This window comes from Hymenobacter koreensis (genome assembly GCF_039541855.1).
Taxonomy (GTDB): domain Bacteria; phylum Bacteroidota; class Bacteroidia; order Cytophagales; family Hymenobacteraceae; genus Solirubrum; species Solirubrum koreensis.
Genome location: NZ_BAABHA010000016.1, coordinates 58977 through 85893, shown reverse-complemented (window position 1 = coordinate 85893; position 26917 = coordinate 58977). Strand labels below are relative to the sequence as shown.

General features: G+C 59.5%; 25 protein-coding genes and 2 pseudogenes. 12 read left to right on the top strand and 15 right to left on the bottom strand.

All coding sequences use genetic code 11. The features are described 5' to 3' along the window. From ABD903_RS23215 to ABD903_RS23200, 4 genes are all read right to left on the bottom strand, one after another. Positions 1 to 1819: TraG/VirB4 family ATPase (locus tag ABD903_RS23215; protein WP_345228253.1), on the bottom strand; the 1819-nt coding region annotated here is incomplete at its 3' end. Then, positions 1788 to 2117: a hypothetical protein gene (locus ABD903_RS23210; protein ID WP_345228252.1), complete on the bottom strand. Its 330-nt coding sequence runs from the start codon at positions 2115 to 2117 to the stop codon at positions 1788 to 1790. The genes ABD903_RS23210 and ABD903_RS23215, both read right to left, overlap by 32 nt. A gap of 9 nt (positions 2118 to 2126) precedes the next feature. Beyond that, positions 2127 to 2507, bottom strand: a complete 381-nt coding sequence (locus ABD903_RS23205; protein WP_073288146.1) for a DUF4134 domain-containing protein — start codon at positions 2505 to 2507, stop codon at positions 2127 to 2129. Between the two features lie 100 nt (positions 2508 to 2607). After that, the gene (locus ABD903_RS23200; protein WP_345228249.1) at positions 2608 to 3312 is read right to left on the bottom strand and encodes a hypothetical protein; all 705 of its coding nucleotides are present in this window, start codon (positions 3310 to 3312) and stop codon (positions 2608 to 2610) included. A 281-nt stretch (positions 3313 to 3593) separates the two neighbouring features. Here ABD903_RS23200 and ABD903_RS23195 point away from each other — a divergent pair, with 281 nt between their 5' ends. Then, the gene (locus ABD903_RS23195) at positions 3594 to 4004 is read left to right on the top strand and encodes a hypothetical protein (RefSeq protein ID WP_345228248.1); all 411 of its coding nucleotides are present in this window, start codon (positions 3594 to 3596) and stop codon (positions 4002 to 4004) included. Positions 4005 to 4107: 103 nt separating this feature from the next. After that, entirely contained in the window at positions 4108 to 6711 is a 2604-nt protein-coding gene (locus ABD903_RS23190) for a toprim domain-containing protein (protein ID WP_345228247.1), read from the top strand. Positions 6712 to 6730: 19 nt separating this feature from the next. On the opposite strand, the gene ABD903_RS23185 is transcribed toward ABD903_RS23190, so the two are convergent. The 5 genes from ABD903_RS23185 to ABD903_RS23165 form a co-directional block, all read right to left on the bottom strand. Further along, positions 6731 to 7720, bottom strand: a complete 990-nt coding sequence (locus tag ABD903_RS23185) for a protein NO VEIN domain-containing protein (protein WP_345228245.1) — start codon at positions 7718 to 7720, stop codon at positions 6731 to 6733. Between the two features lie 45 nt (positions 7721 to 7765). Continuing rightward, positions 7766 to 8347 carry a hypothetical protein gene (locus ABD903_RS23180; RefSeq protein ID WP_345228243.1) on the bottom strand — a complete coding sequence of 194 codons (582 nt, stop codon included), beginning with the start codon at positions 8345 to 8347 and terminating at the stop codon, positions 7766 to 7768. Positions 8348 to 8470: 123 nt separating this feature from the next. After that, the gene (locus ABD903_RS23175; RefSeq protein WP_345228242.1) at positions 8471 to 10159 is read right to left on the bottom strand and encodes a UvrD-helicase domain-containing protein; all 1689 of its coding nucleotides are present in this window, start codon (positions 10157 to 10159) and stop codon (positions 8471 to 8473) included. A gap of 90 nt (positions 10160 to 10249) precedes the next feature. Then, positions 10250 to 10606 (bottom strand): helix-turn-helix domain-containing protein, encoded by a 357-nt coding sequence (locus ABD903_RS23170; protein ID WP_196957090.1) that lies wholly within the window; start codon positions 10604 to 10606, stop codon positions 10250 to 10252. Positions 10607 to 10646: 40 nt separating this feature from the next. Next, a complete protein-coding gene (locus ABD903_RS23165) occupies positions 10647 to 10931 on the bottom strand; it encodes a type II toxin-antitoxin system HigB family toxin (protein ID WP_345228239.1) in 285 nt (94 codons plus the stop codon). A 559-nt stretch (positions 10932 to 11490) separates the two neighbouring features. On the opposite strand from ABD903_RS23165, the gene ABD903_RS23160 reads away from it, so the two are divergent. From ABD903_RS23160 to ABD903_RS23145, 4 genes are all read left to right on the top strand, one after another. Continuing rightward, positions 11491 to 12513, top strand: coding sequence for an ArdC family protein (locus tag ABD903_RS23160; RefSeq protein ID WP_345228237.1), 1023 nt, complete (start codon positions 11491 to 11493; stop codon positions 12511 to 12513). A gap of 79 nt (positions 12514 to 12592) precedes the next feature. Next, entirely contained in the window at positions 12593 to 12880 is a 288-nt protein-coding gene (locus ABD903_RS23155) for a hypothetical protein (protein ID WP_345228235.1), read from the top strand. Positions 12881 to 12889: 9 nt separating this feature from the next. Next, positions 12890 to 13132 carry a hypothetical protein gene (locus ABD903_RS23150; RefSeq protein WP_345228233.1) on the top strand — a complete coding sequence of 81 codons (243 nt, stop codon included), beginning with the start codon at positions 12890 to 12892 and terminating at the stop codon, positions 13130 to 13132. A 63-nt stretch (positions 13133 to 13195) separates the two neighbouring features. Next, positions 13196 to 13549 carry a hypothetical protein gene (locus tag ABD903_RS23145; protein WP_345228231.1) on the top strand — a complete coding sequence of 118 codons (354 nt, stop codon included), beginning with the start codon at positions 13196 to 13198 and terminating at the stop codon, positions 13547 to 13549. A gap of 211 nt (positions 13550 to 13760) precedes the next feature. Here ABD903_RS23145 and ABD903_RS23140 read toward each other — a convergent pair whose 3' ends face one another. Next, positions 13761 to 14303 (bottom strand): hypothetical protein, encoded by a 543-nt coding sequence (locus ABD903_RS23140; protein WP_345228230.1) that lies wholly within the window; start codon positions 14301 to 14303, stop codon positions 13761 to 13763. Beyond that, positions 14303 to 15082, bottom strand: a complete 780-nt coding sequence (locus tag ABD903_RS23135; RefSeq protein WP_345228228.1) for a ParA family protein — start codon at positions 15080 to 15082, stop codon at positions 14303 to 14305. The genes ABD903_RS23140 and ABD903_RS23135 overlap by 1 nt, the downstream gene beginning before the upstream one ends. A gap of 850 nt (positions 15083 to 15932) precedes the next feature. On the opposite strand from ABD903_RS23135, the gene ABD903_RS23130 reads away from it, so the two are divergent. From ABD903_RS23130 to ABD903_RS23110, 5 genes are all read left to right on the top strand, one after another. Next, on the top strand, positions 15933 to 16451 hold the full coding sequence (locus ABD903_RS23130; RefSeq protein ID WP_345228226.1) for a BfmA/BtgA family mobilization protein: 519 nt from the start codon (positions 15933 to 15935) through the stop codon (positions 16449 to 16451). Positions 16452 to 16465: 14 nt separating this feature from the next. After that, positions 16466 to 17485, top strand: coding sequence for a DUF5712 family protein (locus tag ABD903_RS23125; protein WP_345228224.1), 1020 nt, complete (start codon positions 16466 to 16468; stop codon positions 17483 to 17485). Between the two features lie 53 nt (positions 17486 to 17538). Then, the gene (locus ABD903_RS23120) at positions 17539 to 19842 is read left to right on the top strand and encodes a TraM recognition domain-containing protein (protein WP_345228222.1); all 2304 of its coding nucleotides are present in this window, start codon (positions 17539 to 17541) and stop codon (positions 19840 to 19842) included. A gap of 70 nt (positions 19843 to 19912) precedes the next feature. Continuing rightward, positions 19913 to 20182 carry an antitoxin VbhA family protein gene (locus ABD903_RS23115; protein WP_345228220.1) on the top strand — a complete coding sequence of 90 codons (270 nt, stop codon included), beginning with the start codon at positions 19913 to 19915 and terminating at the stop codon, positions 20180 to 20182. Further along, positions 20182 to 21210, top strand: a complete 1029-nt coding sequence (locus ABD903_RS23110; RefSeq protein WP_345228218.1) for a Fic/DOC family protein — start codon at positions 20182 to 20184, stop codon at positions 21208 to 21210. The genes ABD903_RS23115 and ABD903_RS23110 overlap by 1 nt, the downstream gene beginning before the upstream one ends. Positions 21211 to 21226: 16 nt before the next feature. Here the strand turns inward: ABD903_RS23110 and ABD903_RS23105 are convergent, their stop codons facing one another. Next, complete coding sequence (locus ABD903_RS23105; RefSeq protein WP_345228217.1) at positions 21227 to 24295, bottom strand: Tn3 family transposase; 3069 nt, start codon at positions 24293 to 24295, stop codon at positions 21227 to 21229. Between the two features lie 192 nt (positions 24296 to 24487). On the opposite strand from ABD903_RS23105, the gene ABD903_RS23100 reads away from it, so the two are divergent. Continuing rightward, positions 24488 to 25099, top strand: coding sequence for a recombinase family protein (locus ABD903_RS23100; protein ID WP_345228216.1), 612 nt, complete (start codon positions 24488 to 24490; stop codon positions 25097 to 25099). 26 nt (positions 25100 to 25125) lie between these two features. On the opposite strand, the pseudogene ABD903_RS23315 reads toward ABD903_RS23100, so the two are convergent. The 3 genes and pseudogenes from ABD903_RS23315 to ABD903_RS23090 all read right to left on the bottom strand — a co-directional run. Beyond that, positions 25126 to 25245 (bottom strand): annotated as a pseudogene (locus tag ABD903_RS23315) (IS1595 family transposase); the annotation flags it as partial. Between the two features lie 62 nt (positions 25246 to 25307). After that, positions 25308 to 25446: pseudogene (locus ABD903_RS23310) on the bottom strand (IS1595 family transposase); the annotation flags it as partial. Between the two features lie 159 nt (positions 25447 to 25605). Continuing rightward, positions 25606 to 26901, bottom strand: a complete 1296-nt coding sequence (locus ABD903_RS23090; protein ID WP_345228214.1) for a beta-barrel domain-containing protein — start codon at positions 26899 to 26901, stop codon at positions 25606 to 25608. Between the last annotated feature and the right edge of the window lie 16 nt (positions 26902 to 26917).

Here is a 26917-nt window from a genome sequence, read left to right as displayed (position 1 = left end):
CGATGTACTTCAGGTTTTTCTGGTACTGCCGGCGGGCCCCGTCCAGCGGGTCGGGCTCCACCCCGTCGCCGGGCACGGCCACGGGCTTCTGCATCTCGTGGTCGTACTGCTCCACGAAGCGGTAGAAGCTTTCCATGCCGGGAAACTCCTCGTCCTTCTGGTTCAGTCGGTCACTCTCATTGAGGCAGGCGTAGTATTCAATCAGAAAGCGCGAGAGAATCGTGCGCTCTGACTTGTCCAGCCCGGTATCCTTGCCGCCCTTCCAGAGCGCGGCCAGCAGGGCCAGGTGGAAGTTGGTTTTCTCGTCGTTGTAGAGCCACTTGCCCGAAGCGTCGCGGGGCACCACGAAGGGGTTGAACTCGATGGGCCGCTGCGGGTCGTACTCGAAGTAGGTGTTGTCGAAGTCCTCGCCGTTGAGCGACTGCAGCACGTTGCGGTAGGTGCCGCCCACGTCCATGATAATCTGGCGGGCGCCCTTCTCGAAGCGCTGCACAATCAGGTTGCCGAAGGTGTAGCTTTTGCCCGAACCCGAGGGGCCGATGACAATGGCGTTCTGATTATCCAGGGCCGTGTTGAAAAGGTTTACCTGCACCAGATTGCGGAACCGGTCGGTCAGGTATTCCCCTACCGGGTCCGTTTTGTAGGTGGCCGTCCAGTGGGTGTAGCACGCGCCCCGGTCCGACGAGCAGGTCAGCCAGCGGTCCGGTACCTGGTAGGCGTTGCCGGGCAGCAGGCCGAAGAACACGGGCAGGGCCAGGTAGCTTTCCACCACGCTCTCCGTACCGAACATGTAGCGAAAGGCCGCCGTGGCCCGCTCCACGTTTTCGCGGCGGCTGTTATCGTTGGTATCCCACAGCAGCAGGGAAAGGTGTAGGCCCACAATCTGCTTGTTCTCGGCCCGCACCTCGGCGGTAAATTCCTCGACCTCTGCCGCCCGCAGCGCATTGTCCTGCGTGGAGAGAAACGAGAGGGAGGCATTGAGCTTGCGGTCAGTATCCAGCGAGCTAAGCTCAGCGCGGGTATCCTGAACCAGCAGGGCCTGCGTCAGGATGTGCGGGCACTGCAGGACGTGGGTGAGCGGGTATAGCATCGGCGCGGTGACGCCGTAGCTGTTCTTCACCGCCGGGTGGGCCTCGCTGCCCTGACCCACCATGGAGAGAATATTTACCCGGTGCTCGCCCACGCTGAGCGCGCCCATGTCGTTGCCAATCTCGCGCTCCTGCCGGGTGGGCTGGCCATCGAAGCTGAGGTTGAAATACTGCAAGTAGAGCTGGTGCATCTCCCGCCCGCTCAGGCGCTCAAACGCAACGCCGCCCAGGTTCTTGATGCCCTGAACAAATTCCACGGCGCTGGCCTCGGCCAATTCCAGGGTCTGGACGAGCTGCGCGAAGGGGTTTTTCATCAGCGCTTCGCCGGCGCGGGCCACCAGGGCATTCACGGCGTTGGTGCGGGGCGCTTTTACCGCCACCGGCGCGAAGGAGAGAAACAGGTAGGACTTCTGAAACAGCACCAGCCGCTCGAAGAAGTGCTTGTTCATCTTGCCCTCGAAGTAGGTCTGCTGGGTTTTGTCCTCGCGGTAGGGCCGGTCGTAGTAGATGTCGGTTTTCTGCACGATGGTGCCCACCGGCAGGGGCCGCAGCACGCCCACCAGCGCGGTCTGGAAGGCCTCGTAGTCGTCCACCGTCCAGCTTTCCATCTCGGCCGGCTCAATAGCGAAGCCCACCGCGACGCGACCATCCTTGAAGACCACCTTGTCGCCCTCGAAGCTGTGCACGGGCATCACGGCGTCAAACGCGGCCGTTTTTGGTTTTTTTGCCATGAAGAGTGGGAATTGGAAGGGAGCCCACCGCCAGGCGGCGGGGCTGGATGAAGGTGTAGGAGAGCCAGCTCATCAGGAAGCCGGGAGCTTGCGTGCGGGTGAGGTAGCGCAGGCTCAGAATCAGGCCCACTTCCGTGAGGATGACTACCAGATAGACCATGCGCGGAATCTTGACGGCCATGCCCAGGAAGCCCAGCAGCAGCACGGAGCCGATGAACAGGCCTACCAGCAGGCCCAAGTCCTGCAGGTTCATGCCCAGCACCTGCGCGGGGCGCTCAATGGATTTGTAGGAACGCATGGCAGCGGCTTAGTCGGTAATGCCACCCCCGTCGCTGCCACCCACGGCGCTGACTAAATCGTCCTTGAAGAGCTGGAAGCCAAACCAGAGCAGCACCCCGCCCACCAGCCAGCCCAGGGAGCCCAGCGCGTCGGGGGAGCCCTGAATAAACTTCATTACCACCCGAATCAGGCCGATAATCAGGATGATGGCGAAGATGACCTGCACGATGCCAATCACCTTTTCCTTGACCTGGGTGAGGGCCGCTTCGGCGCTTTGCGCCCGCGCCGCGCCGGTGGAGAGGGCCAGCACCGTCAGTAGCGCGTAGCCGCGCTGCTCCAGCTTGGAAGGTTGGTAGGCTTTGCCGGCAACTACCAGGTTTGCCGCCAGATTGAGGGGTTTGTTGAGCATAGGAGTAAGAAAAAAAGGGGAAGGAAGTAGGGCGCTTATCGCCCGAAAAGCTGGGCGGGAAGAGCGCGGAAATAAGGGGTAGTGCCGGAGGGATGCATGGCTAGGCGGAGCCTTCCTTGATGAGGGCGGTCAGGGCGGCTTTCTGGCTATCGGTGCCGGTGCGGAGGGCCGCCCGGTTGCTTTTTCTCAGCTCTGCGGCGGCTTTGCGGTTGGCCTCATCATTCTTGGTGCGCGTGGCTTCCGTGAGCGGGTTGCTGTAGAGGGCCTGGGGCACGGTGGCTTCCCCGGCCGCTTCTGGTTCGGTCGGTTCGCTGTCGGCAACTGTCGCCGCTTCGGCCGTGGCCGGTGCTACCGCGGGCGCAGGCTTATCAGTGCCGAGCAACTCCAGCACATTCACCTTTGCGCCGGGCGCGTGGCGTGAGGACTGCAGCGGGGTCGTTCCGGCATCTTTGCCAGCAGCCGGTCCCGGCGTGTCTGGCTGTTGCGCCTGTTCAGCGGTGGGGTTTTTGGCCGCTTCGCTGTCAGCTGCCGCTGCGGCCCGGGCCTGCTCTTCCTGTACCCGCTGGTCCTCGTCGGGCATGAGACGGGCCAGCGCATTGCCGGTAGCCGACGGCGGACTTGGCGCGACTACCTCCCGGGACGGTAGAATAGTTGCGGGGCCATAATGAAAAGACCACACCGAGCGGTGGTTGCTCTTGGCCACGAGGTCAGCCGGCTTGCTCTTACTCTTGATGCGCCGCCAGGCCAGGCCGGACAGGGCAAACAGTAAAAACAGGGTGAACACAACGATAAAGGCCATTTTCATATGAGCCCTGCTTACGGCTTGTGTTCTGAAAGAGTTCTGAAAGATTTCTAAAATAATTCTTTTAATATTCTGTAAAACTTCTGATAAGTTTCTTCGTTAGGGATGGGCAACCGCGTTTAGGCCGAGCCAACTGCTGTTGAGCTGCTACCGGAGCGCGGGGTACCATTGCGGGTTTTGTATTAGCCATTTGCAGCGAATGGCTTGAATTCGTGTCTTTGTAGATTATGCCTCTCGTTAGGTCTACTAGCACACCTGTTCACCCTCACAAAGCCACCTCTTGCATGGTACCATCTGCACACATTTCGGCCCCCCTGGGCTTTCCCGACCTAAATCTCACTGTCCCTTATGCCGACGTTTTACGCTATGCCCAATTCCGCCTGCTGATGCTTCCTAAAGGGGAGCTGAAATCGTTCTGCGAACAGCATGAGCTGCCCTACACCAGTATTGTAGGACTGAAAAACAACTCCCTGAAGCGCGAAGAGCCCCGCCTGTTGCAGCGCTTGCTCCGCAACCTCGACGTAGCCACTGAGCTAATCAGGATTCCGCCCAACAGCGAGAGCCCGCGCTTTCTATTTCCCAGCCAGGAGGCCCTGAACACTTTCCAGAAGCAACTGAAGTGCTTCGACAGCGGCACCCCTCCCCTGCCCGGCACTGAGCACGCCGCCGGCGCATCGGCAGCCCCAGCCCCGTAACCTCGACCGGATAGTTTTCTGGGTAGCCAGGCGGACTCACCCCCGCCGCCCCTTCCTCGCCCGGAGCTACTGGTCATCAACGACCACTTGTAAGCTCCCCGCGATGAATGCCCCTATCCGAGAAAACGACCCCACCGAGCTTGACCGGTTCAAGCGTGATATTGACCTGGTAGACTACGCCGAGCGGCAGGGCTACCAAGTCAGGAAGGAAGGCAAGCGCGGCGACTGGCACCAGCTCGAAAAAGACGGGGAGGTGCTCATCGTCACCCGCAAGGCCGACCACCAGGTGTACCTGAACACCGGCGACGACCGGGACAAGGGCAGCGTTATTGATTTTGCGAAAACCCGGGGCGGCAACGGCCACGGATTGAATTTGGGGCAGGTTCGCCAGCAGCTACGCGAGTATCTGCATGACGGGCCTGCCCCAGTTCGCGTCTACGCCGCCCCGGTGGAGGTGAGCCGGCTCAATGCCCTGCCCGTGGGCGACCCTGACCAGGAGCGCCAGCAGCAGGAAGACCGCAAAACGCGCCTCATTGCCGAGGTGCTGGGCGTGAACAAGGAGCTAACCGACCGCAGCTACCTGCACGGCCGGGGTATTACCGATAGCACGATTGACAGCCCGGCTTTTCAGGGGCGCATCTTCACCGCGCAGCAGAACGAGCACAAGAATACCGCTTTCCCGCTTTACAACGAGCAGGGCCTGGCCAGCGTCGAGCAGAAGAACGAGCACTACAAAAACCTGCTGCCGCTACCCAAAAACGGCATCTGGGTGTCGCACCCCACCCAGGGTAAGGATACGCCGGTTGAGCGGGTGGTCGTATCCGAATCGGCCATTGACTCCCTCTCTCACTACCAGCTGAAGCACGCGCAGGACCCCCGGAACACCCTTTACGTGGCTACCAGCGGCACGCCCACCGAAGCGCAGGTGGCTCTGATTCAGCGGGTGATTGACAAGCAGGAGCCCAAGGAAATCGTGCTGGCCAATGACCGCGACGCCGGCGGGCGACAGTTCAACATGAACTACATGAACGAGCTGCACCCGGCCCGCCCGCTGGTTCCCGTGGCCGACCAGGAAGCCTACAAGGAAGCCAGCCGCCCGGTGGAGTGGCACGCCACGTCGGATAAATACCACACGGCCCTGAAAGTGAGCTACCGCCACGACAGCGCCGAGAGCGGGTTGGCCCATGTGCAGCAGCTGACCGAGCGGGTGGCCCGGATGAACGGCACCCAGGAAGCCGGCCCTACCATTGAGCTGGAAGTGCAGCGCAGCACCGAGCGGGAAACTGTTCTGCGCCTGTCGGTGGCCAAGGCCGATACCGCCCAGCTCGAAGTAATCAGCCAGGAGCTGTACCGCCAGCGGGAGCAGCTGCGGCCTGAGCAGGAGCGCGGCCAGGAGGCTTTCATCCGGGTCGATTATCCGCAGGCCAAAGACTGGAACCGGGAACTGGAGCTAACAGCGCAAGGCCTGAGCGCTGAGCAAATCCGCGCCCAGGCGCAGCTGGACGAGCAGCAGCGCGCCGCCGAACGGGACCAGCGCGAGCAGCAGCGGCAGGCGGAATACGCCCGCTCCGCCGCGATGGAGCGCGCCGAGCAGGAAACCCGCCGCCAGTACGACGAACGGCAGCGGCAGCAGCGTGCAGACGACAACAGCCCCGAAAGCCAGGCCGAGCGGCTGGCGGAGGACCGTCGCTTCAATCAGGCGATGATGGGCGCGGCAGTCGCTGACGCCGGCCGCCAGGATGAGGAGAAATCGTTCCGCTCGTACCGAACTGCGCAGGAAGCGGCAGCGCATACTGCGCAGTTCGTGCACGCCCGGGACGCAGGCTTGGTGCTGCTAAAGGAATACATCAACGATAATCCCCCTCCTACCGGCCGCAAAGTCGATGAGGCCGAGCAGGCTGAGCTACGTGACCAGGCCCGCTTCGCGGCGCGCCCGGCGGCAGCCGACCTGCCGGCCGCCCCGGCGGAGGTGAAGGTGGCAACCTGGCAAATCGATGAGCTGGAGCCTAACACCACCGGCCGCGCCGAGGCCTGGAAGGAAATTCTGGATAACTCCGGCTACTCGATGCGGACGAGTGAGATTCGCAGCACGGTGGATGAGCAGGGCATCCGGCGGGCGGAGTTCGACATGACTTACCGCAACGACCAGCCCGATATTGCCATCATTCACGCCATCGTGACCAATACTAACGCTCGCGCCGAAGCCGGAAGAGAGCAGTACGCCGACGTGCGGGTAGCGGAGAGCGAAGCCGACCAAGCAGCGCGTCAGGCGGCGGCCGAAGTCGCCCCTATCCAGCCCCACAACCGGGACCGTAGCCTGGATGTGGCTGATAAACCGCCGCTGGAATCTACGGCCAATGCGCCAGGCAGCGAAAAGCAAGTAATCATCAAAGTGGATGAGCCCGCCATTACCCCAGGCGAGCGGGGCCAGGCCGAGGCCGTGCAGGCCGCCGTTATCGGTAGCGGAGCCAAAGCCGGCGACATTCAGAGCACCACCGCTACCGATGGTATCCGCCACTCGGAGATGAAAGTCACTTACCGAACCGACCAGCCGGAGCTTAGCCGGATTAGCCATACGCTGGACGCAGTAGCAGAGCAGCCCGGTAGCCACGTTGTGGAGCACAGCAGCGACCGGGCCGAGCGGCGCGAGCTAAGCAAAAGTCAGGAGGTGGCCACGCCGGCGCGGAATACGGAAATCACGCGGTGAGTGCGGCGGTTTCGGCCGACTACCCCGCAAACACCCGGGCGCTGGTGACTTTTTCAAACGACAACTCAAGACCTTCCTCACTTATCCAGAGGTCAATGGTTCTGGAATAAGAGAAAATGTGCAGCAGGGGCTTGGTAAGCGCATTCGTGACAATGCACACCCGGTAGTTGGGGCTATCTGCCAACAGACAGCTGTACTCGTTGGCCGTCAACTCGGCGGCAATGGCGGTTCCGGATAGCCCCTTCACCTCCAGCTTCAGTCTGACACGTCCGTTGGTAGCGGTCAGGTCCCACCCGACCTTCGCGGCTTCTACGGACTCTATGTCGTACCCCTGCTTTTGATAGTAGTCCCACGTTGTTTCAATAGCCTTTTGCTCAATGGCTATCCGTTTGAGTACGTCGGGCTGCCTGGGCGACTGGCCTTTCTTTTGGGTAGCCGGAGGGGAAAGTATCCCGCCCCTGGCAATGTAGGCTTGCACCTGCTGCACGAAGTCCACGTTGGCTTCATCGTCGGCGTACCAGACGTTGCTTTGACCCATGCTTTTGGACTTGCTTCTGGGAACAGAAAACAGTCGGGAATCCCGGGACAGAAGCACGACATCAGCCGCTGCTGCCGTAGCATAGAACTCCATCAGGTGGTCCTGCCACAGGTGACGGGAATTAGCTGGGCGCGGCTGTTCCGTGCGGAAAAGCGTTGCATTCTTATACCAGCCTACGATGTAGCTGCCACCACCCTCCTTAGCTGGTCGGGGGGCTGTCCAGACGACGGTTACTCCCTCAATTCGGTCGTCTGCCCTGGCTGCTCCAAGTCGCTCAAGCCTGATAGCACCACCGTGGGTGGTTCGCACGTAGCCGTAATACCTGCCCCGATAGGGCTTAAAGTTGAAAATCTCGCCTCCCCACCCCTGCTCCCTGGTATGGGCCCCGCCTCCCGTGATGGGGTCGAGGTTCCGGTGGTTGCCTGCGTAGGAATCCATCCAGCCGGTATTGAAAAAGATGATGCGCGGCATGGATAGCAGGGGTGATGGTTTTATTAGACTTTGCGGAAACAAGGCTTAGGCAAGCGCGGATTTCGGTTGTAAAGAACTTCTTCGCTTTTTAACAGACTTTAATGCCCGCTCAGTGCTACCTACAAATGGATGCCATTCCAGCTGGTCGTAGTCAGCGGGCTTGGGTGGTATTGCATCCCGGTAGAACCCGTACAGCTGGTAAGCCCGATACTTCAGTATCTGTTTACACTCTGGGAAATGGTCCGCGAGACTGTGAATGGCACTGGGAATGAGCACCAAGTTTGGCAGTGAACAGTAATACAGCGGGTCATATGCTTCGCCCTGCTCGTCGTAGATGTGGCAGGTATGAAACTGCTTGATTTTATCGGCTTCTGTACGATAGCCGAGAGCGGTTTTGATGGCAATGTTCGCTTTGGAGTTGTTGTCTAGATAATTGCCATCAACGTAAGCGCGCACATCTTCGCTTTTCGTCCGGGCCCGGCGCACGTTGCGAAACCACCGGGCAGTATCGTTTCCTTCTTCTTGGCGCAGAGCTTCAATAACGGTGGGATGCACCCAGAGTGAAGTAGAGGCTACAAGTTGCAGAAGCGGGGTAATGTGGGCTTTGAGCAGGTCGTTGCCATTCATAGTACAGCGAAGAAAAGACGCGTCACATTCATATTAAGACGCGGCGTCCGTGAATCAGAGAAAGTCTACCGCCGCATCCCCTGCGCAAAGGCACAGGTTTGTTTAAGCTCTGAGGTAAGCCAATTAGCCGTTTGGTGACTTGCTACTCGCATCCAGCTTCTGTTGAAGTGAAGCAAATCGAGGGTCCAAGGTAACCTGGGCGGGAGTGTATTCCACCCATTCTCTTCGATGAGTAGGAACCGCCGCGGGCGCTGCGAGCAGGACCGTGCCGCCGGTACCGTGGAAGCCCTGCACGGCCGCGTGGGGCTCAAATCCATCGGGAAGGCAATCAGACGGTACATGTACCCGGGCCTTGGCCCGCGTCAGGGCGACGTAAAGCAGGTTGATTTCCTCGAATACACGGGCCCTGACGCCCGCCTCCGGGGGCTTGGCTGCAAATTCCTCTTCCAGCTTGTCAACGGTGGCCTGCGTGATAAAATCTGGGGTGAGCTGCACCTGGTCGTACTCCAAGCCCTTGCAGCGGTGCACCGTGGAGAAGTAGAGTTGCGCCTGGTCGCGGGCACCATCAGCAACGTGCAGGCGCTTCAACTCTTTGATAAGGTCGATAACGTCGTTGCCGTAATCCTCCACGATGGTGATGAGCATCTGCAGCTGCCCATCCTCGGTCTGCTCGGCGTAGTCGGCCAATTCATCCAGATTGGCCATTTTGCGAATCAACGGGTCTTTAATGGCCTCGCTACGGCCGTTATAGAGGGCCAGTACATCCGTTAAGCTCGCTCCCTCCCCCGCGTAGGTGTAGGAGTTAATGTTGCCCTCGAAGTACACCCGGCGCAGCTGCTGCCGGTGCTCCTTAACGTACTCAATAGCCTTGAGCAGCAACCCCAGGTTGGTGCGGCCAATTACGGCGCGAGTAGTTCCCTCGCTTGGCGCTTCCTGCGCGGCACCCGTCACCACGAGTTGGGGACCCGCGCCCAGCTGCGTTTTCCAGCTCAGAACGTGTGAGGCCAGTTTGGCGATGGGAGGTCCAAACCGGAAGCTGGTACTTAGCTGCAGGCTGGGATAATCCGTTCTTTCCAGCGAGTTGACCGCGTGCCGCCAGCCGTAAATCTGCTGATGGGTATCCCCGACAATCACCTTAGTAGCGGGTTGACGGAAGAAGATATCCAGCATGGCCCCGGAGGCGTCCTGGCCCTCATCGAACAGGATAACATCAGCCGGCAGCAGGGTGTGGCTCAGCTGAAATTTCTTCAGGTAGAAGTCATGGGTAATAGCAATTTCACCGCGGTCCATGCGGGCCAGCAATTCCCGGCAGCTTCGCTCGATAGTAGCGTAGTGCTTGCCGACAAATTCCCGAGCCTTCGGGTCGGTTAGCGTGGCCATGTAATCGAGCCGTTGCACCTGCGCCTGGTCGCTGTTGCAGAAATAGGTCACGAACTTGGCAATGTGGTTGGCCAGCACATACTCCTGGTGGCGCTCCTGCCCGGTGCCCCGGGGCAGCTTGAGCATTTCTACCAGCTCGTGCGCCCGATACCCTTTGTTGTTGAGTTGGTAGCGGCTGCCGCGCACCACGTAGCGGTAGGCCAAGGAATGCGCTGTTTCTACCACCACGTTCGGTAAGCCAGCTGCCTGAAACTTGCGAATGGCCTCTTGCCGCACCGTCTTGTTGAAGGCGAGGTACAGGATACGGGCCGTTGCCGGTTGGGCGCGGGCATATTCGACCATCGTGGTGGTTTTACCACTCCCGGCAACGGCGTTGATTTTCAAATGGCCCCGGGAGGCCAGGATGGCAGACTGCTCAGCCGTAAGATTCATCACGAATTATTTCCGCCGGCCAGCGGCTAACGCCCTGCCGGACTTGGTATAGTTTTACCTGTTGAAACACACCTAAAGCCCGCGGGGCAGCTACGCATATTCCAGGATAAGTTCGGCAGAGATACCCAGCTTTTGGTAAAGGCGCTTAGCTAGGTCCAGGTTGATGGCGCGCTTACCGTTGAGAACTTCGCTCAGCCGGCTGTTGGCAATGCCGAGCAGGGCAGCCATATCCTGCTTTTTCAGGCGGCGCGCTACCATCTCCCGCTCCAGCATGCCAACCAGCGAGGTGGGCGAGATGGGCCGGTGGCCATGGTCGTTTTCGTATTCGTTCGCGGCGTGACCGAGGGACTTGATTTCGTCCAGGTTGCCGGGCTCGTTGTCGATGAGGTATTCAAGCCGCGTCATAGCGGCCTGATACTCCTTTTCAGTGTGCAGGATGAGTGCCATTGTGCGTGTGGGGTGAATGATTGGGATAGAAGAAGGTGGCTCAGACCGTTGAAGTGTCGGGGATGCGGTCGTACTCAGCGTGGGTGCCCACGAAGCGGACGTACACCTGGTAAGCCGGGAAAAAGATGCGGACAATCAGGCGGAAGCGGTTGCCCAGAATATTGAACACGTAGCGGTTGTTGCCGACGTAGCGAGCGGGAACATCAGCGGCTGTCTGCCACTCAGCCGCCTCGGCCATCTCAAACCACTCCAGCAGGGCCTGGGCCACATCAGGGTGTTGGGTATTTCCATAGTCTCTCAATGTTTTTTTAGTAAGTATCTCCATAGTCAATAAGCATAGTGTCTAGCAAAAAGCGGCGCGAGGGCACGGGTTACAGGTCTTAAGTAAAGATACGTAGAATTTCTGGATAAGGTAAAAAAATTTACACAATACAGAAATTTGGGCGTGTCCCTTCGGGCCGGGCTGTTCGGGGCTGCGGCTGCGCCTACGGTCCTGCGGACTAAACCCCTGCCATCCCTCACGCAAAAGGCCGTCGCACAGGCCATCAGGCGGAGCCGCCGGCCTGCCGACGACTGCGCTGTGCTCCATCGACCGCAGGCCGGCGGCTCCGCCTGATGGCCTCTCGCATTGAAAAGAGATTCGAAGCTGGGAGCCAGACGGCTAAAAAAGCCGCCCCGCTCCCAGCAAAGCAATGATAAGTCTCCCGCCATTTCGTGGCCAAGCGGAATTAGGGGCGGTGGGGAAAAAAGGGGGGAGGTGAGGGACTATAAGAAGAAAAATAATTTGTATAAAGTACGAATTATTATTGTATAAAGTGCAACTAAATGTGTGTCGCTACCGTTTAATAAGTATAACAAACGAACGCAACAACAGCCTTTTAGCCATGAAAAAGACCAGCAAGCCCGCCGCCAAGAAAGCCACCAAAGCCGCCGCAACCCGGCCCGACGTGTACCAGATTGTGACGGACCGGATTATTTCGGCGCTGGAAGGCGGCATCATTCCGTGGCGCAAGCCGTGGAACGCGGTGTATGGCCTCCCCCGCAACTACGCCACCGGCCGCGTGTACAGCGGAATCAACCTGTTTCTGCTGCATTTCAGCGGAGCCCTCCCCTTCTTCATGACGTTCAAGCAGGCGCTGGCGCTGGGCGGCAACGTTAGAAAAGGGGCCAAAGGCCATCAGGTAGTGTATTACAACATCAGCAAGCGCGAGAATAAGGAGACCGGCAAGGAAGAGAAAATGCCCTTCCTGAAGTACTACACCGTGTTTTCGGTGGAAGATATTGAGGGTATCGAGTTCAATCTGCCCGAAGTACCCAAGCAGGAGTTTACCCCTAGCGAAGTGGCCGAAGGCATCGTGGAGGCGTGGGACGGCAAGCCCGCCATTCAGCACCTGCACCAGCGGGCATACTATTCGCCGGCGCTGGACTTTGTGAACATGCCCAAGCCGGAAACCTTTACCACGTCGGAAGGCTACTATCAGACCCTGTTTCACGAGCTGACGCACAGCACCGGCCACCAGAGCCGCCTTGACCGCGCCGACCTGACCGCCGGCGAGGGCAAGCAAAGCAGCAGCTACGCCCGCGAGGAGTTGACCGCTGAAATGGGAGCGTCCTTTCTGAGCGCGGCGGCCGGCATTGCGACCGAGCAGACCGAAGAAAACGCCGTGGCCTACATTCAGAACTGGCTGGAACGGTTGAAAAATGATAAGAAGCTTGTGGTACAGGCCGCCAGCAAAGCCCAGCGCGCCGCTGAGTTGATACTAGGGACGACGGCGGAGCCGGAGGGCGAAGCCGACGAGGTGCAGGCCCAGGTAGCCGTACCAGTAGCCAGCGAGCCGGCCGCGGTGCTCGACGACTTCGACCGCGAGTTTATGGCCGCCGAGCTAAGCTGGCTGCAGCTCGCATAGCCCGCCGGGCGGGGCTGGCCGCTTGCGAGCGGCTAGCCCTAGCCTTAATCCTAGCCCTAGCTCTAATTCTAGTCTGCTTATGAAAGCCAGTGAAGCCCCCACTATCCAGAGCCCAGCTTGGAACGAGTACCGCAGCCGGGTGATTGCCGCCGTTGCCGACGTAGAAAACCTGATGCGGCAGCTGGATAAAGGCATTAACAGCGAGGTGCTCGCCGAGGAGGTTGCCGAGCGCCTTGGGCTGGAGATTGACACGTCAGCCGCCTACGAGTCCCTTTTGAAGCTGGTGCGGGCAGTTCGGCCCATTGCCTGCGAAGGCCTGCGCCGCACCAGCGAGCAGCACGGCGGGCAGTTCCAGCTAGCACTATAACCCCTAACGATGAGCAGTCCCCTAATCACCATCAGGCACGCTACCCGTGACGTGCAGCAGGCCCTTGCCAACAATTGCTGGTCGGTATTTCACCGGGCCGCCGCCACCGAGGCCGCGCCAGCGCCAGCGCCGGCGCCGGCGGCGTACCGCGTGAGCCAGGCCCGGACCCGGCGGGGCCAGTTTCAGGTTCGCTACCTGCAGACCGGAGAGTGGTACCTGGTAGCACCGGCCGACCTGCTTTTTCAACAGTAATCCCCTCCCCTACCCCACCGGACCGTCCGCAGTCGGCCAACTTCTCGCCTTGCCCCTTGCTTTATGAATCCTTCTCCCCAATCCTACCCGAGTACCACAGGTTTCCCCGCGCAGGAAGCGTACCTGGTCATTGAGCAAAAGCCGCGTGACAAAGCCGAAAGAAGCCGGCTGGCAAAGCTTCGCCAGTACGTCCAGCACCACACGCACCAGGCGGATTTGCGTGACCTCGCCCCGGCTGTGCGGGAATTGATGGAGCTAGGCTACCAGATTGGCTGTGGAAGCTCCCACATCTGGATTCTGCCGCTGGCTGGCAGCGATATGCCAGCAACTCCCGAACGGCTAGCCATCGTGGCTGACCGACTCACAACGACTTTACACGACTGGAATGAACCCCGCGTCAGTACCCGGCCGCAGTAAAGAAGGAAACGGCAGCTTAGCACTTCCCAGCAGGAAAAAGGCTAGTTCACGCTAACTGTTTCTTCCCCACTGCCCAAAAAACCAAGGGCAGCCCTGCTAGGAGCTGCCCTTGGTTGGCGTATCAGCGGCAAACGTGCTGCGGCATTGTTAGAAAATGCGAGGTCCGGCGACCAAGCCAGCTAGTCATCCTTAACCAGTCCTGCCAAGCGCGCTAATTGACTGGCGGAAGCTTGCCCTGCTTGCGCAGGTGTGCCTCGTAGTGCCGGTGGGCCGCGTGCAGGTAGCCAATGATATTTGTCGGCATATCCGGTCCTTTAGGAAGCTGGACGATAATCTTGCGAATCTCCGACCACACAGATTCCGCAATCCTTACCCCTTTCAACTCGCCCGTTGGCTCCGGGCCCGCTGCTGCCGGCTTGCGGCCACGGGGACGGCGCTCAACTGGGACTGCAGGCGCGGACGCCGCAGCGGCATCCGCTGCCGGCTGCTCAGCAGACGGCGCGGGCTCTGGTGCTGGCTCAGCTGCTGCTACCGGCTCGGGCGTTGGCGCAGGCTCGGGCACGGCGGGCGCTACTGGGGCCGCTACCGCTTCTGCAGGAGCCGCCGCCGCTGGGTTAGTTGCCTTGCCTTCGGCTTCCAGGCGGGTTTGCTCCCCTCCCATCCCGGCGCGGGCTTCGGCGCGCAAGGTCTCGTCAACCGGAATACGCTTCCGGGGGCCTTCAATTTTCGCTTTTACAAAGGGAGACTTTGCCATTACTTGATTTCGGTTGGGGTGGTATCGGTCGTTTCTTCCAGCTCAACGGCGACGTCGGCTTTGCGGCGGGGCAGGTCCAGCTTTTCTATCAGCTCGTCGCATACGCGCCGGATTTCCTCTGAGCTATCCTTGGTGCCCCCAGCGTAGTTGCGGTAGGCCGGGGTAAGCAGGCTGTGCAGCGTGGAGGCGCGGCTGTATACCATGCGGTGGCTCAGGTAGGACTGGAAGCGCGAGAGGCCCAGCTCGTCAATGTAGTCGTCCATCTCCTTTTCCTCCCGTCGGCCGCTGATGCGCTTCGTGGCGAGGCCGAAATACTGAAAATCTACCTCGGCCTTGTCAGCTGCTTTCTTCAGCGCTTCGAGGATGCCCATAAACTCGGCCGTGGAGGCGCGGTCCAGGTAATCTGATACCAGGGGCACTATTACTGCGTCGCAGCCCGTGAGGGCGTTGAAAACGTCTTCCCCGTCGGCCCGGCCGGGAATGTCGATGATGATAAGGTCGTAGTCGTTTTCCGGATTGTCGATGAAATCAAAGATGCTCTTCAGCGACATGGGAAACACGTCGTAGGGATAATCCGCTGCAGGGTCTGACTCACGCAGGATAGCCAGGCTGGGCTCGTCCAGCTGCTTGCGGGTTTTGACGATGCTCTGCTGGTAGTCACAATCCAAGATGGCGATTTTCAGTCCGTACTCGATAGCCAGAGGAGCCGCGAGGACGAGGGCCAGGGTTGACTTGCCCGAGCCCCCCTTTTGGGTAGCAAAGCTGATGACTTTTGACATGGGGTTACTGGTTAAAGTAAGCTAGCGCTGATGCCCCAGATGGTCAGGCCCGGGGAAAGCAAATGTAAGCGGAAATGTCGCAAAGTAGTAAAGTCGCATTGTCGCAAAGTTGTGTAGTCGTGAAGTAACTAAGTAGTAAAAGCAATAAATTGTAAAGTAGTATTTGCTACAAGTAGTAAAAATGCATTGTAGTAAAGTAGTAATGTCGTAGAATGACAAGGATGCTATATTAGCACTCTCATACATTATGCGTGTAGTAAAGTCGCATTGTAGTAAAGTAGTAACCCGTCGACTGAGTCAGCTTACCAATGTAGTAAAGTAGCAATGTCGTAAAGTAGTAAGATAAGCTCTGGCAGGCAATGTTGAGCTTAATGACAATGACAGCTGTCCTATGTTAGTCAAGGTTGTAAAGTAGTAATGTCGTAAAGTAGTAATAGATATCAAAAAGCTCTTTCGGGTTAATGAGCGCGGGAAAGGATAGCAGCTACATCTGGTGCCCAGATACACAGCAGCCAGGACGACGCAGTGCGGTAAGAACAGGAGAGGAGTTGCGGTAGGAACAGGTAAGGATACAGCAGCAGGTTGGGGTAGCGATAGATAAAGGCTAACCTAATGCCGCTCGTAATACGTACTCGTAGTTCTGAAATAGTTCTCAAATAATTCTGAAGGTCCTCTTGGATGTAGTGTAGGTAGTCTTAGCAAGAAGAGTATCACATACAGGGTGCTAAGCACCTGTAAGCGTGATACTTGTATTTAAGCAGAGCTTAAATTTATAGGTTTGTTAAGATAACTAGCTGATTTGCAGGTTAAAAATAACCTAAAGAGGGCGGGCAGAAGATTGATTCTACCTATGCCAACTAACCCCGCTACGAAGAGCGTCAACGTACCTGCGGCCACTCATTTTCTGCTGAGCAAAGAGGCTAAGCGGCTGCAGATAAGCCAGGCTGATTACACCAGCGCGGCCGTGCGCTACTTCGCGGAGCGCGGGCTACACCCGATGGAGGATGTGGCCCGCGAAGGCCAGTTGATTATGCAGCAGGTAAAGAAGCTCGGGGACCGGGTATTTGGGTATCTGCAGGAACAGGAGCGTAGTCTGCTGCTACCAATGCTGGAGGAAATGCTTCGTAGCCGGGTGACTCTGGAGCGCGTGCTGCGCATGAATGAAATCCTGGTAAATAACCTGACCCAGCAGCTAAGCGGCCTTAACGAGGCGCAGCTAAACGAGCAGCGGGAGGGCCTGAAGCAACTGCGGGCGCAGAACGAAAACATGATTGAGCGGCAGGCGAAAGAGGCAATAGCTGCCGCTCAACAGGCGGGCGCAGGCAGAATAAATGATGGCGATACGGTGGCAAAAGCAGTCAAGAGTTAAGCGCGTAGCCACCGATGTATATCAAGCTAATCAACCCCGCGACGCACGGAAAAGCAGCCTATAATAACAGTGGAAGCAGCGCGCAAACGCTCAATTATCTGAAGCAGGAAGCCGGACGCGATGGAGAGGAAGCCACGTTTTTCGGGGCTGACCGCGACGACCTCAGCGCGGCCGAGGTGGGGCAGAACATCGATTCCAACGTGAAGGGACTGCGGGCCGGCGAGGCCAAATTCTACTCCCTGGTAATTAGCCCCAGCGAGGCCGAGCTGACGCATATTGGCAACGACGAGGCCAAGCTGAAAGACTATACCCGGCAGGTGATGGCGCAGTACGCCGCCAACTTCAAGCTGAAGGATGGGCGGGAGCTAGGCAGCCAGGACCTAGTGTGGGGAGCCACGCTGCACCAGCAGCGCAGCTACCGGGGCACCGACCCGGAGGTGAGTACTGGCCAGGCCAAGATAGGTGAGCAGCGACCGGGCCTGCAGACGCACATTCACGTCATCGTGAGTGCCCGCGACGCGCAGCAGAGAATCACGCTCAACCCCGGCGGACGCCGCAGCCGCTTCGACCTGATGCAGTGGCAGGCGGCGGCCGGGCGACAGTTTGAAAAGCAGTTTGGCTACACGGCCCAGGCGCACGAAAAGCTACGACCCAAGCAGCGCGATGGTAGCCGGGATGCCGGCCGGGCAGTTAGAATTGGGGAGCGGGTGGCTGCCCTCAACCTGCGCGTGCTGAAGGAAGAGCGACTGGACCCGCAGCGGGTCCAGCAGATTGCCCAAGGCCGCGAGTATGACAAAACGTTTTACCGCTCCCTGGCTACCGTCGAGCGGCGGGCGCAGCAGGGCCAGCCCATTGATAATGCCTACCACCTGCTGAGCACGGGCCGCGAGCGGCCGGCGCCGCAGCACGCGGCCAGCACCATGCTCCACGCCGTGCAGCAGGCGGTGCGCTCCAACACGGGCCGCGAGGAAAAGACCGAGCATCTGAGCGAGAAAAGAGGCCGCAACAGCGCGGAGCTGGACATTGAAATGTAGCGTGCCCTCTCGCCCCGTCATCATCCTACCCACCTAACTCAGCTTTCAAGCCTATGACCAGTCAAGCACCCCGGCCGGCGGCCGGTACCCAGGGCGCGGGCCTCTTTGTTGTCCTGCTGCTGCTGGCCATTATCGGTGGCGACTACTATGTGCTCCTGCATGGCCCCGAGATTGCCGAGGCCCGCCGGGCGCAGCTCATCCAGGCGGCCGGCATACCAGCAGACAGCCTGACGCCAAAAGAGCGGCTGGCGGCTACCACGGCGCGCATTGCCAAGGCCGAAGCTGCCGCCCGCTCGGTGATAGGGGAGGGGGCAGCGAGCGGCGCCGTGGCTAGGACGCACTCCACCGACCAGGCGATTGCCAAAACCAAAGGCGGGACCGACGCGCTGGCAAAAGCCGGCAGCGGTATGGGGGGCAAGCTGCTGGTAAAAGCTGCCCGGTTCTACGGCCCGGCCGGGGTGTACCTACGGGCGCTGCTGCTGCTGGCCGGGCTGGTACTCGTATTCTTGCAGAAAGCCCCTCAAGCGAAGCCCGGTCAGGCGAGGCGCAACGTCATCAACCGGCAGGCCCTGCGCGTCGTGGCGGGCCTGTGCGGCGCCTTATTCCTGGTAGCTGGCTACGTGCTGCTGAACATGCACCACTACTCGCCGGGCTTTATCGAGTTTGGCTATCCGGGAGCGGCCGTAGCCGTGCTGGGCAGTGGGGGATTGGTAGGCCTATTGTGGGCAACGACTAAAAAGCCGGCCTTTGGGCTGAGCACCGAGCGCCGGAAAGTGGAAAGCCCGGATGCCGTGTACTTCCCCACGGCGGATGGGGGCTGGATTACCGTTGCCAACCCGTACCGGGGCACCCTGGTGCTGGGCGGGGCGGGCGCGGGTAAGACCTACTCGATAGGGGAGCCGCTGATTGAGCAGTTTGCCTACAAGAACTTCGCCGGGCTGGTGTACGACTTCAAGTTTCCGGTGCTGGCCGAGGCGATGCAGAAAGCCCTGGTACTGGCCGAGCGCCGCAAGGAGCGCGAGCAGCAGCAGGCCGCCAGCTACGCGGCTAGCGTCCAGGGCAAGCTGCAGGCCCGACTAACGGCCCTACTCACCAAGCCCGAGCCTCAACCGGCGGCAGAGCCGCCCGTGCAGCTGCACATTATCAACTTCCGGGACCTGACGCGCAGTGAGCGGGTGAACCCGTTGCGGCCAGCCGATATGCCGGTGGTAGCCTTCGCCGAGGAGTACAGCAAGGCTATTATCAACAACCTGAACCCGTCGAGCATCCGCAAGATGGAGTTCTTCGACACCAGCTCGGTAGCCTACCTGACCGGCATCATCTGGTTTTACAAGAAGCATTACCCGCAGTACTGCACCATTCCGCACGTCGTGGCCACGGCCATGTACAAGGACTACACCCACGTCCTGAGCATGCTGGAAACCGATTTGGAGTGCGGCGACCAGGCCCGGAGCCTTATCTCAGCGGTACAGACCCGCGCCGACAAGCAGGTGGGCGCGGTGCTGGGCACCCTGCAGGTGAACCTGACCAAGATTAACAGCCCCGAGGTGGTGTGGGTACTGACCCCGGACGAGGCAAACGGCGAGGGCTTTTCGCTGGACCTGAATTGCAAGCAAAGTCCCAAGCTGCTGTGTATCGGCAACGACCCAACGCTGAAGGACACGTTTTCGCCGGTCGTCAGCTGCGTGATTACGGTAGCGCTGAAGCTGATGAACCAGCAGAATAAGCACCGCAGCTACGTGTTCCTCGATGAGGCCGCGACGCTCTACGTGCCGGGTCTGGAGGTGATTCCGGCCACGGCCCGCAGCAACAAGGTGGCGATGGTGTACATGACCCAGGACCTGAGCCAGATGACGGACGCCTACGGCAAGGAGAAGATGCAGGTGATGGTGAGCAACCTCAACAACCAGTTCTTCGGCAAGGTGAACTCGCTGGAAACGGCCAAGTTTATTTCCGAGCTGGTGGGCCGGGAGGAAAAGAAAATAGTAAGCACGAGCGTCGGCACGAGCCAGGTGAGTTCCAGTCGGCGCAATAACTCCACCAACCTGAGCACCAGCTACCAGGAGCGCAGCCTGGTACGGGTGCAGGACGCCATCGGCCTGCACCAGGGCGAGTTTGTCGGCCAGACCGTGGAAACCGAGCGCACCTTTTTCCAGGGTGTCATCTCCCGGGCCGATGCCACAGAAGAGATGTTCCCCCTGCACCAGATGGTGAGCTTTGGCGGCCCCGGTGAGGACCCGGCCAGCGCCCTTTCGCGCACAGTGCAGGAGAACTTTTTGCGGGTGCGCCAGGAGGTGAAAGAAACCTTGGCCAAGCATGTAAACACCTTAGCAGCAGGGACAAAAACTGAGGCCTAAAACCACCCAAAAGCGACAAATACGGCCGATTTAGCGTTCTACTAGTACCACCTTCTATTTCCGAAAAGCCATGAGCAAGACCTTCTTTGCGCCCGCCCCGGCCGGCCTAACTGCCGAAGAGCTAGCCGCCCGCCAGCAGCGCGAGCACGACAGCAACAACGCCATTGCCACGATGATGAGCAACGGCCCCGCGCCCAGCCCGGAGGCCCTGGCCCTGATGCAGCGCCACGTCGACGGCGAGCTGACGATTGAGCAGGTCATCGAGCTTACCGACGAGATGCTCAGGGCCCGCTACGCGGCCAAATCGGGAGCCGGCACGCCCACCAGCGAAGCGCAGTAATGGCGGTGCTCAATGACCGGTTCAGCGACGAGAATGGCGTGCGGCTGAACAAGCTCGGCATTACCAATAAGGAGGATTTGGCGCAGGCTGAGTCAGATTCCTCCATTCCACGATTGAAGCTGCTCAATAATCAGGGCGGCATCCAGGGTGGGCGCTACGACCACGCCCACCTGAAGCAGGTGCACGAGCGGCTGTTCAGCGGCGTGTACCAGTGGGCCGGCGAAACCCGGGCTGACCGTGAGTTTCAGGGCCATAAGGACACCCGCGTCACCGGCTTCCGTGAAACCATGACGTACGCGCCTCATAAGGATATCCCTGAGCGGCTGGATGCTATCGGGGCGCAGCTCAACCGCGAGAACAACCTGAAAGGCCTGTCGGCCGAGAAGTTTGCCGAGCGGGCGGCCTACTACCTCGACCAGTACAACCATGCCCATGCCTTCCGGCACGGTAACGGCCGGACCATCCAGGCCACCTTCACCCAGCTGGGCAAGGAAGCCGGCTACGATGTGGACTTCAACCGGGCCAGCCCGGAGATTCTGAACCGCAGCCGCGACCTGGCCATCGTGCGCCAGTATCCGCCCGACGAGGCGGCCAGGAACCTGCAGCCGCTAAAGGAGATGTTTCAGCAAATCATTACGCCCACGGCCGGGGCGATAGGGGAGGGGCTACGCAACCCCAGCCAGGCGGTAACGCCCACCCCGGAGCTAAGCCCGGCCATGAAGGCAATGGATGCCCGCCGGGAGCTGGAGGTGACCGGCTACCACGTGGCCAGCGTGGTGGCCAACATGCCTGGACCCGGCAACCGGGAGCAGGGCATCCGGCTGGGGCAGCAGGTGGAAGCCGTGAACCTGGACCCCAAGGCTATCCAGGGCAAAAGCATTACCGAGTTTCAGCAGGCAGCGGATAAGATCCTCAGGCACCCGGCCATGAAGGATACCCCGCTCGACCTGGCCGACGCCCAGCGCCTGAAATCCGCTTCGGTGCAGGTACTGCAGCTTGCGGAAGGCAAGGAACTGGGCCTTGGTTAAAAGTTTGGTCCAAAAGTTAATCGGGAGGGTTAGCGGCGTACCCCCAGTTGAACGCCAACAGGGCCTCTACATCGAAGCGGAGCGAGTCCTTGAGGGCATCATCCGAGAAGTCAAACTCGCCGTGCAGGTTGATATGCTGCCAGCTCACGGGTGAACTAGCCGCGATGGCATCGGCCACCGCCTGGCGCTCGGCCGCTGGCGCCTGAAATAGGTACTGGTTTAAATAGAGGCAATTCCAGCACACAATCGTGTTTTGCACGAGTCGTTTGCAGGCATCGGCGACTTGCTGTTCTTCCTTGCCGGCGTAGGGAATCTGGCCGTTTTGGCCGTAAAACACGGCCCGGGCGAAGGTATGCGTGCTTTCGAGCTTGTCCAGCTGGTCGTCGATGCGCTTGCGCAGGGCCTGGTCGTCCATGTACCGGAGCAGGAATTCGGTGCGCACCACCCGACCCAACTCGCGCAAGGCCAGGTACACGGGATGCTGCTGCAAGTAGGAATTGAGCCGGCGCAGCAGCGTGGAAGCCGTCACGTGCTTTTGCTTGAGGCTGACGACCAGTCGCAAGAGGGTGTCCCACTGGGCCTCGATAAGCGCGCGGTCGATGTACTTGACCGGGGCCAGGCCGTAGGCCGTCAGGTCGGGCACGTCCATGCCGGCGAAGGCGTAGAACTGCTGGTCCTGAAAGGACTGGATGCGGGGCGCGAATTCGATGCCCAAAAAAGCGGTGAGGGCGAAGTTGACTTCGGTGAAGCCGTGGGTGTCGGTGCTGTGGAAGGTGGACTCGACCACGTCGTTGTGCAGCAGGCCGTCGACCAGGTACGGGGCCTCCCGTTCGGACGAGCTGAACGTGGTCGAGTAAAAGAGCCGGTGGCGGTCGTCGAGGAAGCCATACGAGACAATCCCTTTTTCCTGCCCAAAGTATTTATAGGAGTAGGTGGCGTGAATCGAATCCACGGCCACGTAGTACTTCTGGCCGTCGGAGGAGGTGTGGACCGCCTCGGGGTGCCGCTGAAAGAGGCGGCTAACGGGCAGCTTGCCGGTCAGGGCCACCACGGCGTCGTTGGCCCGGCGCAGGTTCTCGAGCGAGAAATACCAGTTGACCGTGTTTTCCAGCGTGGCGAGTGCCACGTGCTTGGTGGCATGCGCCATGCGCGTCAGGCCCAGATTGCAGCCGTAGGCCATGGTACCGGCGAAAAATACCCGCTCGGCCGGCCGGGCCGGCCGATTGCGCGGGCTCCAGTGGGTGAGGCAGTCGATGAAGCGACATTCGGCATTCACGGTGTGCAGCACTTCGTGCAGCGAAATCAGGCCCGGCCCCGGAAACAACGTCCGCGGCGGGGGGGCGTCCTCGTCCAGGGGCCGGGCCGGCGTCAGGAAGCGGGGGCGCCCGTTGGCGCGCGTCTTTACGCCGGGGTTGGTGCCGGCGTCGAGTCGTTCACAGGTGCGGGCGAAGGCGGTGGCCAGCTTGGCTTGCCACTCGCTCAACCAAGACTCCGGCTCGCGTAAGTGCACGAGGTCCGTTTGCGCCAGCAACGCGTCCCGCTGCCGCTCCCAAGTAGCGGCCTCCAGCAGGTAGGTGTCGAACGGGCGGTAGCGCAGCGAATGGACCAGATTCAATTTCCCCGCTTTCAAATGGTCGGCCACATGGCCGGCCAGCAGGGCCTTGTACAGGGAAACCGGGCTTTCGGCCTGCGCCAGGGCGGCCCGTTCCGCGGCTCTCAGAAAGGTGGTCGGCGGCTGCGGGCTCACCTGCCCGTCCCGCGCCCGGTACTGGGCAAGGGCCTGGGCCAGCGGGCTGTCGGCCGCGCCTTCGTAGGCCACGGTGCGCAAAATCTCGCCCAGCCGCCGCTGGAGCGTCCGGGAGCGCGCTTCGATCACCCGGTAGTAGGGGCCACTGGAACTGCCCCCGCCCCCTTTGCGCAATTGCGCCGCCGTTTGGCCCAATTGCGCAAAAGCCGCCACGGCCGGGGTTTGCAGCCAAGCCAGCAGGGCCGTTACCTTTTCCTCGTTGGTGCGGGCAAATGAAAACGCGACTGCTTCGAGTTGCGTCAGGGCCATGCCGTGGCTGACCACGCCTTCCAGCACCTGGCGCAGCTGCTCGGCCGAGTCCTGCTGCTGGCGGTAGACGCGTTCCTGCGTTTCGCGCTGGGCGGCGTTGCGGTGGGTCTGCACGGCCTGCAACAGCGTTTCGGTGAGCAGGTCGCCCACCTGGTAGTACTGGTAGACCACGAAGCAGAGCACCATCAGGTACTTCTTGTCGGCCTGCTGCTGCACCTGAAAAACCTGCGTCCGCTCCACGTAGCGGGCGTAGTAGCGCACCACTTCCTCCGATAAGTCCAGGGCCTGCACCACGGGGTACACCTGGGCGAACAGCGTTTGGAGCACGGCGTAGTCCTGCACATTGGCGCGGGTAGCCATCGGGCGCATCAGCTCCAGGCTGCGCTTGAGCGTGGTCAGGCGATAAGGCCGGTGCGAATGGGCCGGGGCTTCTTCGGGCGTGGTGAACAAGGCGTCCAGCTGCTGGCGCACGGCAGGCGTCAGGTGGTGGCCCAACTGGGTGGTGAGCTGTTGTTCCACTGTGCGGAAGGCCTCGGTGACGAGGCCGGCCAGCGCGGCGTAGGTCGGCACTTCCCAACGATGGGCGCGGATGTAATCGGCGGCGGAGTGAAACACGGCCACCGGGTTCATTTGCTGGCGGGCAAAATGCGTCACCTGCAGGCGCACGGCGGCTTCGACTTGCTCGAAGGGCGGCACCCCGAATTGCTGCAGAATCTGCTCCCGGTGGTAGAAGCGGGTGATCTTGTCGTAGCGCGCCCACTCGACCGCTCCCAAGCGATAACGCTGCTGCACGTACGCCTGGTCGGCTGGCAGAAATCGGTCCGCGGGAAAGAAGCGCCCGGTGGCCTTGAAGTAGCCGACCTGCAGCACGAAGCCGCCCCGGCTGTGCGGCGCCAGCAGCGTAGCCAGAAACTGGGCGGCCCAGTCGGGCAGGGCGAAAAAGAGTTGCCGTTGCGGCGGATTGAAGACCGGGGGCTGGTCGAAGGCGCGGCGCTGGGTCGCATCAAGTAAGGGAAGGTGACGGGCCATTTGAAGGAAGTAAATCCTAAAAGTAGCCGGCCGGCTTGTACAGTGAAACGAACGTATTTCTGTACAAGTTATCCAGCGACGCCCGCTGGGGTAAACCAAAGACAAAACCAGTTAATTCGGTACAGAAAACTTGTTCAGTAATCAAAGTACAATTAACCATACCTTCACAACGCTTAACCTGTACTTTGCCCCATGAAAATCGGCTATGCCCGTGTCTCGACCCGTGACCAGAACCTCGAACTGCAACTCGATGCCCTGACCAAAGCCGGCTGCGAAGTCATCTACCAGGAGAAGGTCTCGGGCGCCAGTACCAGCCGCCCCAAATTGGAGCGGCTGCTGACGCAGCTGCGCACCGGCGACACGGTCTACATCTACAAACTCGACCGGTTAGGGCGCTCGCTCAAACACCTGCTGCAAGTGGTGGGCGACTTCCAGCAGCTGGGCGTGGGCCTGGTTTCCCTCACCGATGCCATCAACACGACCTCCGCCCAGGGACGGCTTGTGTTCAACCTGTTTGCCTCCCTCGCCGAGTTTGAGCGGGAACTGATTCGTGAGCGCACCCACGCCGGGCTGGCCGCGGCCCGCGCCCGGGGCCGGATGGGCGGCCGCCAGCGGGGCCTCTCGGAGCAGGCCGAACGCACGGCCATCATCGCCGAAACGCTCTACCGCGAGCAGCAACTCGGCGTCAACGAGATTGCCCAGCGCCTGAACATCTCCAAGGTTACCCTTTATAAGTACTTACGACACCGACAGGTGGTCATCCACGCCCACCGCAAGACGGCCGCGGCCAAGGCCGCCGATTAACTTTTGTACCAAAATTTTAACCAAGGCCACACTTGTCCGCCCCGCTTAAACAGGCCGAAGACGATGGTCTTGCCGCTGGCCCCGCGTCCGCGTTTGCCGCGTACGCGCCGCGGGCCGAAGTAGCTTTCGTCGAGTTCGACGGCCCCGTCCAGCCCGGCCGGCACCGGGCACCACGACTGCAGGCGGCGGCGCAAGCGCAGGTACAACGCGTTAACCGTACGCACGCTCAGGCCACTGAGCCGGGCTGCGTCCGAAGCCGTCAAATCCAGCGAAAACAAGCGTAGCACGTACCGAAATTTGGCCTCCGAAATTTTTGCGCGATTATAATAGCGGTTACCCAGCTGCATAACAGAAAGTTACGCCACCTTCTCACTGAGTTTGCTTCCTAAGCCCCTATCTATTCACCGTCTTCTGGGTTTTTAAACTAGTACTTCACTTATATCACTTACAGCCATTTTCATCAGACCAAGAAAAGCTTCGGGATACAGTTTTATAAGCCAGTGCGATTATCCGGCTTTCTGTATTTTGCGAAATTGATAGAAGAGTTTCATCAGCAGGGGTTCATCGGCCGTAATAATATCTGCTGAGGCAGTCATGCCGGTTTTGTAAGTAAGCGATCTACCATACGAAGTTTTAAGACCTGCAGGCAGTTCTACCTTAGCTAAAAATGCGCTATCGCTGGAAGAAATATCAGCAATGGTAACAATGCGCCCCCGCACAATACCGAATTCTTGGTATGGAAACCCACTGAACCTTACTAACACCTCTTGTCCTACTTGTACTTTGCCAGCGTTGTGCTGCGGTATCCGCAACTGGCCAATGTAACCCGTGTTGGGAGGGGCTACATAGAAAATTTCTTTGCCAGCGGCGACAACTTGGTTCTCCTGCAAAATGCCAGTAAAATGCACACAGCCACTCACAGGCGCTATAAGTATGTACTTAGATTGCCATGCTTCGGCAGCGCTTAGCAAGGTATTTAACGCTTGCAAAAACTGATCACGGCCCTCAGCTACTTCTTTATCAATTTCTAAAATTTCTTTCTTTTTTGCCCGCTGGGACGTCTTATTGTTTATGATCGCCATTGCTACCTGTTGGTAGGCGAGTTGCCGACCTATATTTTTGCTTTCCTCTCGTTTAAGTTCAAGAGCTGCAATCACTTTATTTTCAGCCAACTGCTTATGAACGGCATACTCTTCTTGCGCCAATAAGGCGTCCCTGGTTTGCAATACTCGTTGCTGGGTCAATTGCTGCGCTAGTGCGCGTAAATCGCCTATTTCCTGCTGCAGTATGACTTTTTTCTGCGAATAGAAACCACCATTGAGGTAAGCCCTCATTTGTATGTGTGCTTGCTCAAAAACTTGATAAGTGCTTTGCAACTCGCCCAACTGGTTATAACCAGATAGATTGATCTGCTCTAAGCCTTCCAGATTGCCGCCTTGTGCCACTTTCCAGGCGGTACGCAACTGACGTATTAGCCGAAGTATTTTGTCATGATCAGCGGTGCTTTCTAAATAAGCGAGGCAGGCACCGGCTCGTACCATTTGCTTTTCTTGAACAAATAATCGTACGATTTTGCCATCTGTACGCGTCATCACTGCCTTTGGAGAGATGGTAGCAGTGAGCGTAAAAGGCGAACGCACATAATCAGGATAATGGATAAGCCACGCTCCTGTAAATATCAATAGCAGAACTAGCAACAGTATTGGTATCCCCCACCGCAAAAGCCATCGGGGAGGCCGTGCCATCAATTCCTGTACCTCTTCGGCTCGCAATTCAATAAATGTCGTGGCTTGATTTAACATGACCGGACGTAGCAAT

Bases quoted from the DNA above. Each gene is read 5' to 3' on its own strand.
- ABD903_RS23210 (WP_345228252.1), bottom strand. From the start codon at position 2,117: ATGCGTTCCTACAAATCCATTGAGCGCCCCGCGCAGGTGCTGGGCATG.
- ABD903_RS23205 (WP_073288146.1), bottom strand. From the start codon at position 2,507: ATGCTCAACAAACCCCTCAATCTGGCGGCAAACCTGGTAGTTGCCGGC.
- ABD903_RS23200 (WP_345228249.1), bottom strand. From the start codon at position 3,312: ATGAAAATGGCCTTTATCGTTGTGTTCACCCTGTTTTTACTGTTTGCC.
- ABD903_RS23195 (WP_345228248.1), top strand. From the start codon at position 3,594: ATGGTACCATCTGCACACATTTCGGCCCCCCTGGGCTTTCCCGACCTA.
- ABD903_RS23190 (WP_345228247.1), top strand. From the start codon at position 4,108: ATGAATGCCCCTATCCGAGAAAACGACCCCACCGAGCTTGACCGGTTC.
- ABD903_RS23185 (WP_345228245.1), bottom strand. From the start codon at position 7,720: ATGCCGCGCATCATCTTTTTCAATACCGGCTGGATGGATTCCTACGCA.
- ABD903_RS23180 (WP_345228243.1), bottom strand. From the start codon at position 8,347: ATGAATGGCAACGACCTGCTCAAAGCCCACATTACCCCGCTTCTGCAA.
- ABD903_RS23175 (WP_345228242.1), bottom strand. From the start codon at position 10,159: ATGAATCTTACGGCTGAGCAGTCTGCCATCCTGGCCTCCCGGGGCCAT.
- ABD903_RS23170 (WP_196957090.1), bottom strand. From the start codon at position 10,606: ATGGCACTCATCCTGCACACTGAAAAGGAGTATCAGGCCGCTATGACG.
- ABD903_RS23165 (WP_345228239.1), bottom strand. From the start codon at position 10,931: ATGGAGATACTTACTAAAAAAACATTGAGAGACTATGGAAATACCCAA.
- ABD903_RS23160 (WP_345228237.1), top strand. From the start codon at position 11,491: ATGAAAAAGACCAGCAAGCCCGCCGCCAAGAAAGCCACCAAAGCCGCC.
- ABD903_RS23155 (WP_345228235.1), top strand. From the start codon at position 12,593: ATGAAAGCCAGTGAAGCCCCCACTATCCAGAGCCCAGCTTGGAACGAG.
- ABD903_RS23150 (WP_345228233.1), top strand. From the start codon at position 12,890: ATGAGCAGTCCCCTAATCACCATCAGGCACGCTACCCGTGACGTGCAG.
- ABD903_RS23145 (WP_345228231.1), top strand. From the start codon at position 13,196: ATGAATCCTTCTCCCCAATCCTACCCGAGTACCACAGGTTTCCCCGCG.
- ABD903_RS23140 (WP_345228230.1), bottom strand. From the start codon at position 14,303: ATGGCAAAGTCTCCCTTTGTAAAAGCGAAAATTGAAGGCCCCCGGAAG.
- ABD903_RS23135 (WP_345228228.1), bottom strand. From the start codon at position 15,082: ATGTCAAAAGTCATCAGCTTTGCTACCCAAAAGGGGGGCTCGGGCAAG.
- ABD903_RS23130 (WP_345228226.1), top strand. From the start codon at position 15,933: ATGCCAACTAACCCCGCTACGAAGAGCGTCAACGTACCTGCGGCCACT.
- ABD903_RS23125 (WP_345228224.1), top strand. From the start codon at position 16,466: ATGTATATCAAGCTAATCAACCCCGCGACGCACGGAAAAGCAGCCTAT.
- ABD903_RS23120 (WP_345228222.1), top strand. From the start codon at position 17,539: ATGACCAGTCAAGCACCCCGGCCGGCGGCCGGTACCCAGGGCGCGGGC.
- ABD903_RS23115 (WP_345228220.1), top strand. From the start codon at position 19,913: ATGAGCAAGACCTTCTTTGCGCCCGCCCCGGCCGGCCTAACTGCCGAA.
- ABD903_RS23110 (WP_345228218.1), top strand. From the start codon at position 20,182: ATGGCGGTGCTCAATGACCGGTTCAGCGACGAGAATGGCGTGCGGCTG.
- ABD903_RS23105 (WP_345228217.1), bottom strand. From the start codon at position 24,295: ATGGCCCGTCACCTTCCCTTACTTGATGCGACCCAGCGCCGCGCCTTC.
- ABD903_RS23100 (WP_345228216.1), top strand. From the start codon at position 24,488: ATGAAAATCGGCTATGCCCGTGTCTCGACCCGTGACCAGAACCTCGAA.
- ABD903_RS23090 (WP_345228214.1), bottom strand. From the start codon at position 26,901: ATGTTAAATCAAGCCACGACATTTATTGAATTGCGAGCCGAAGAGGTA.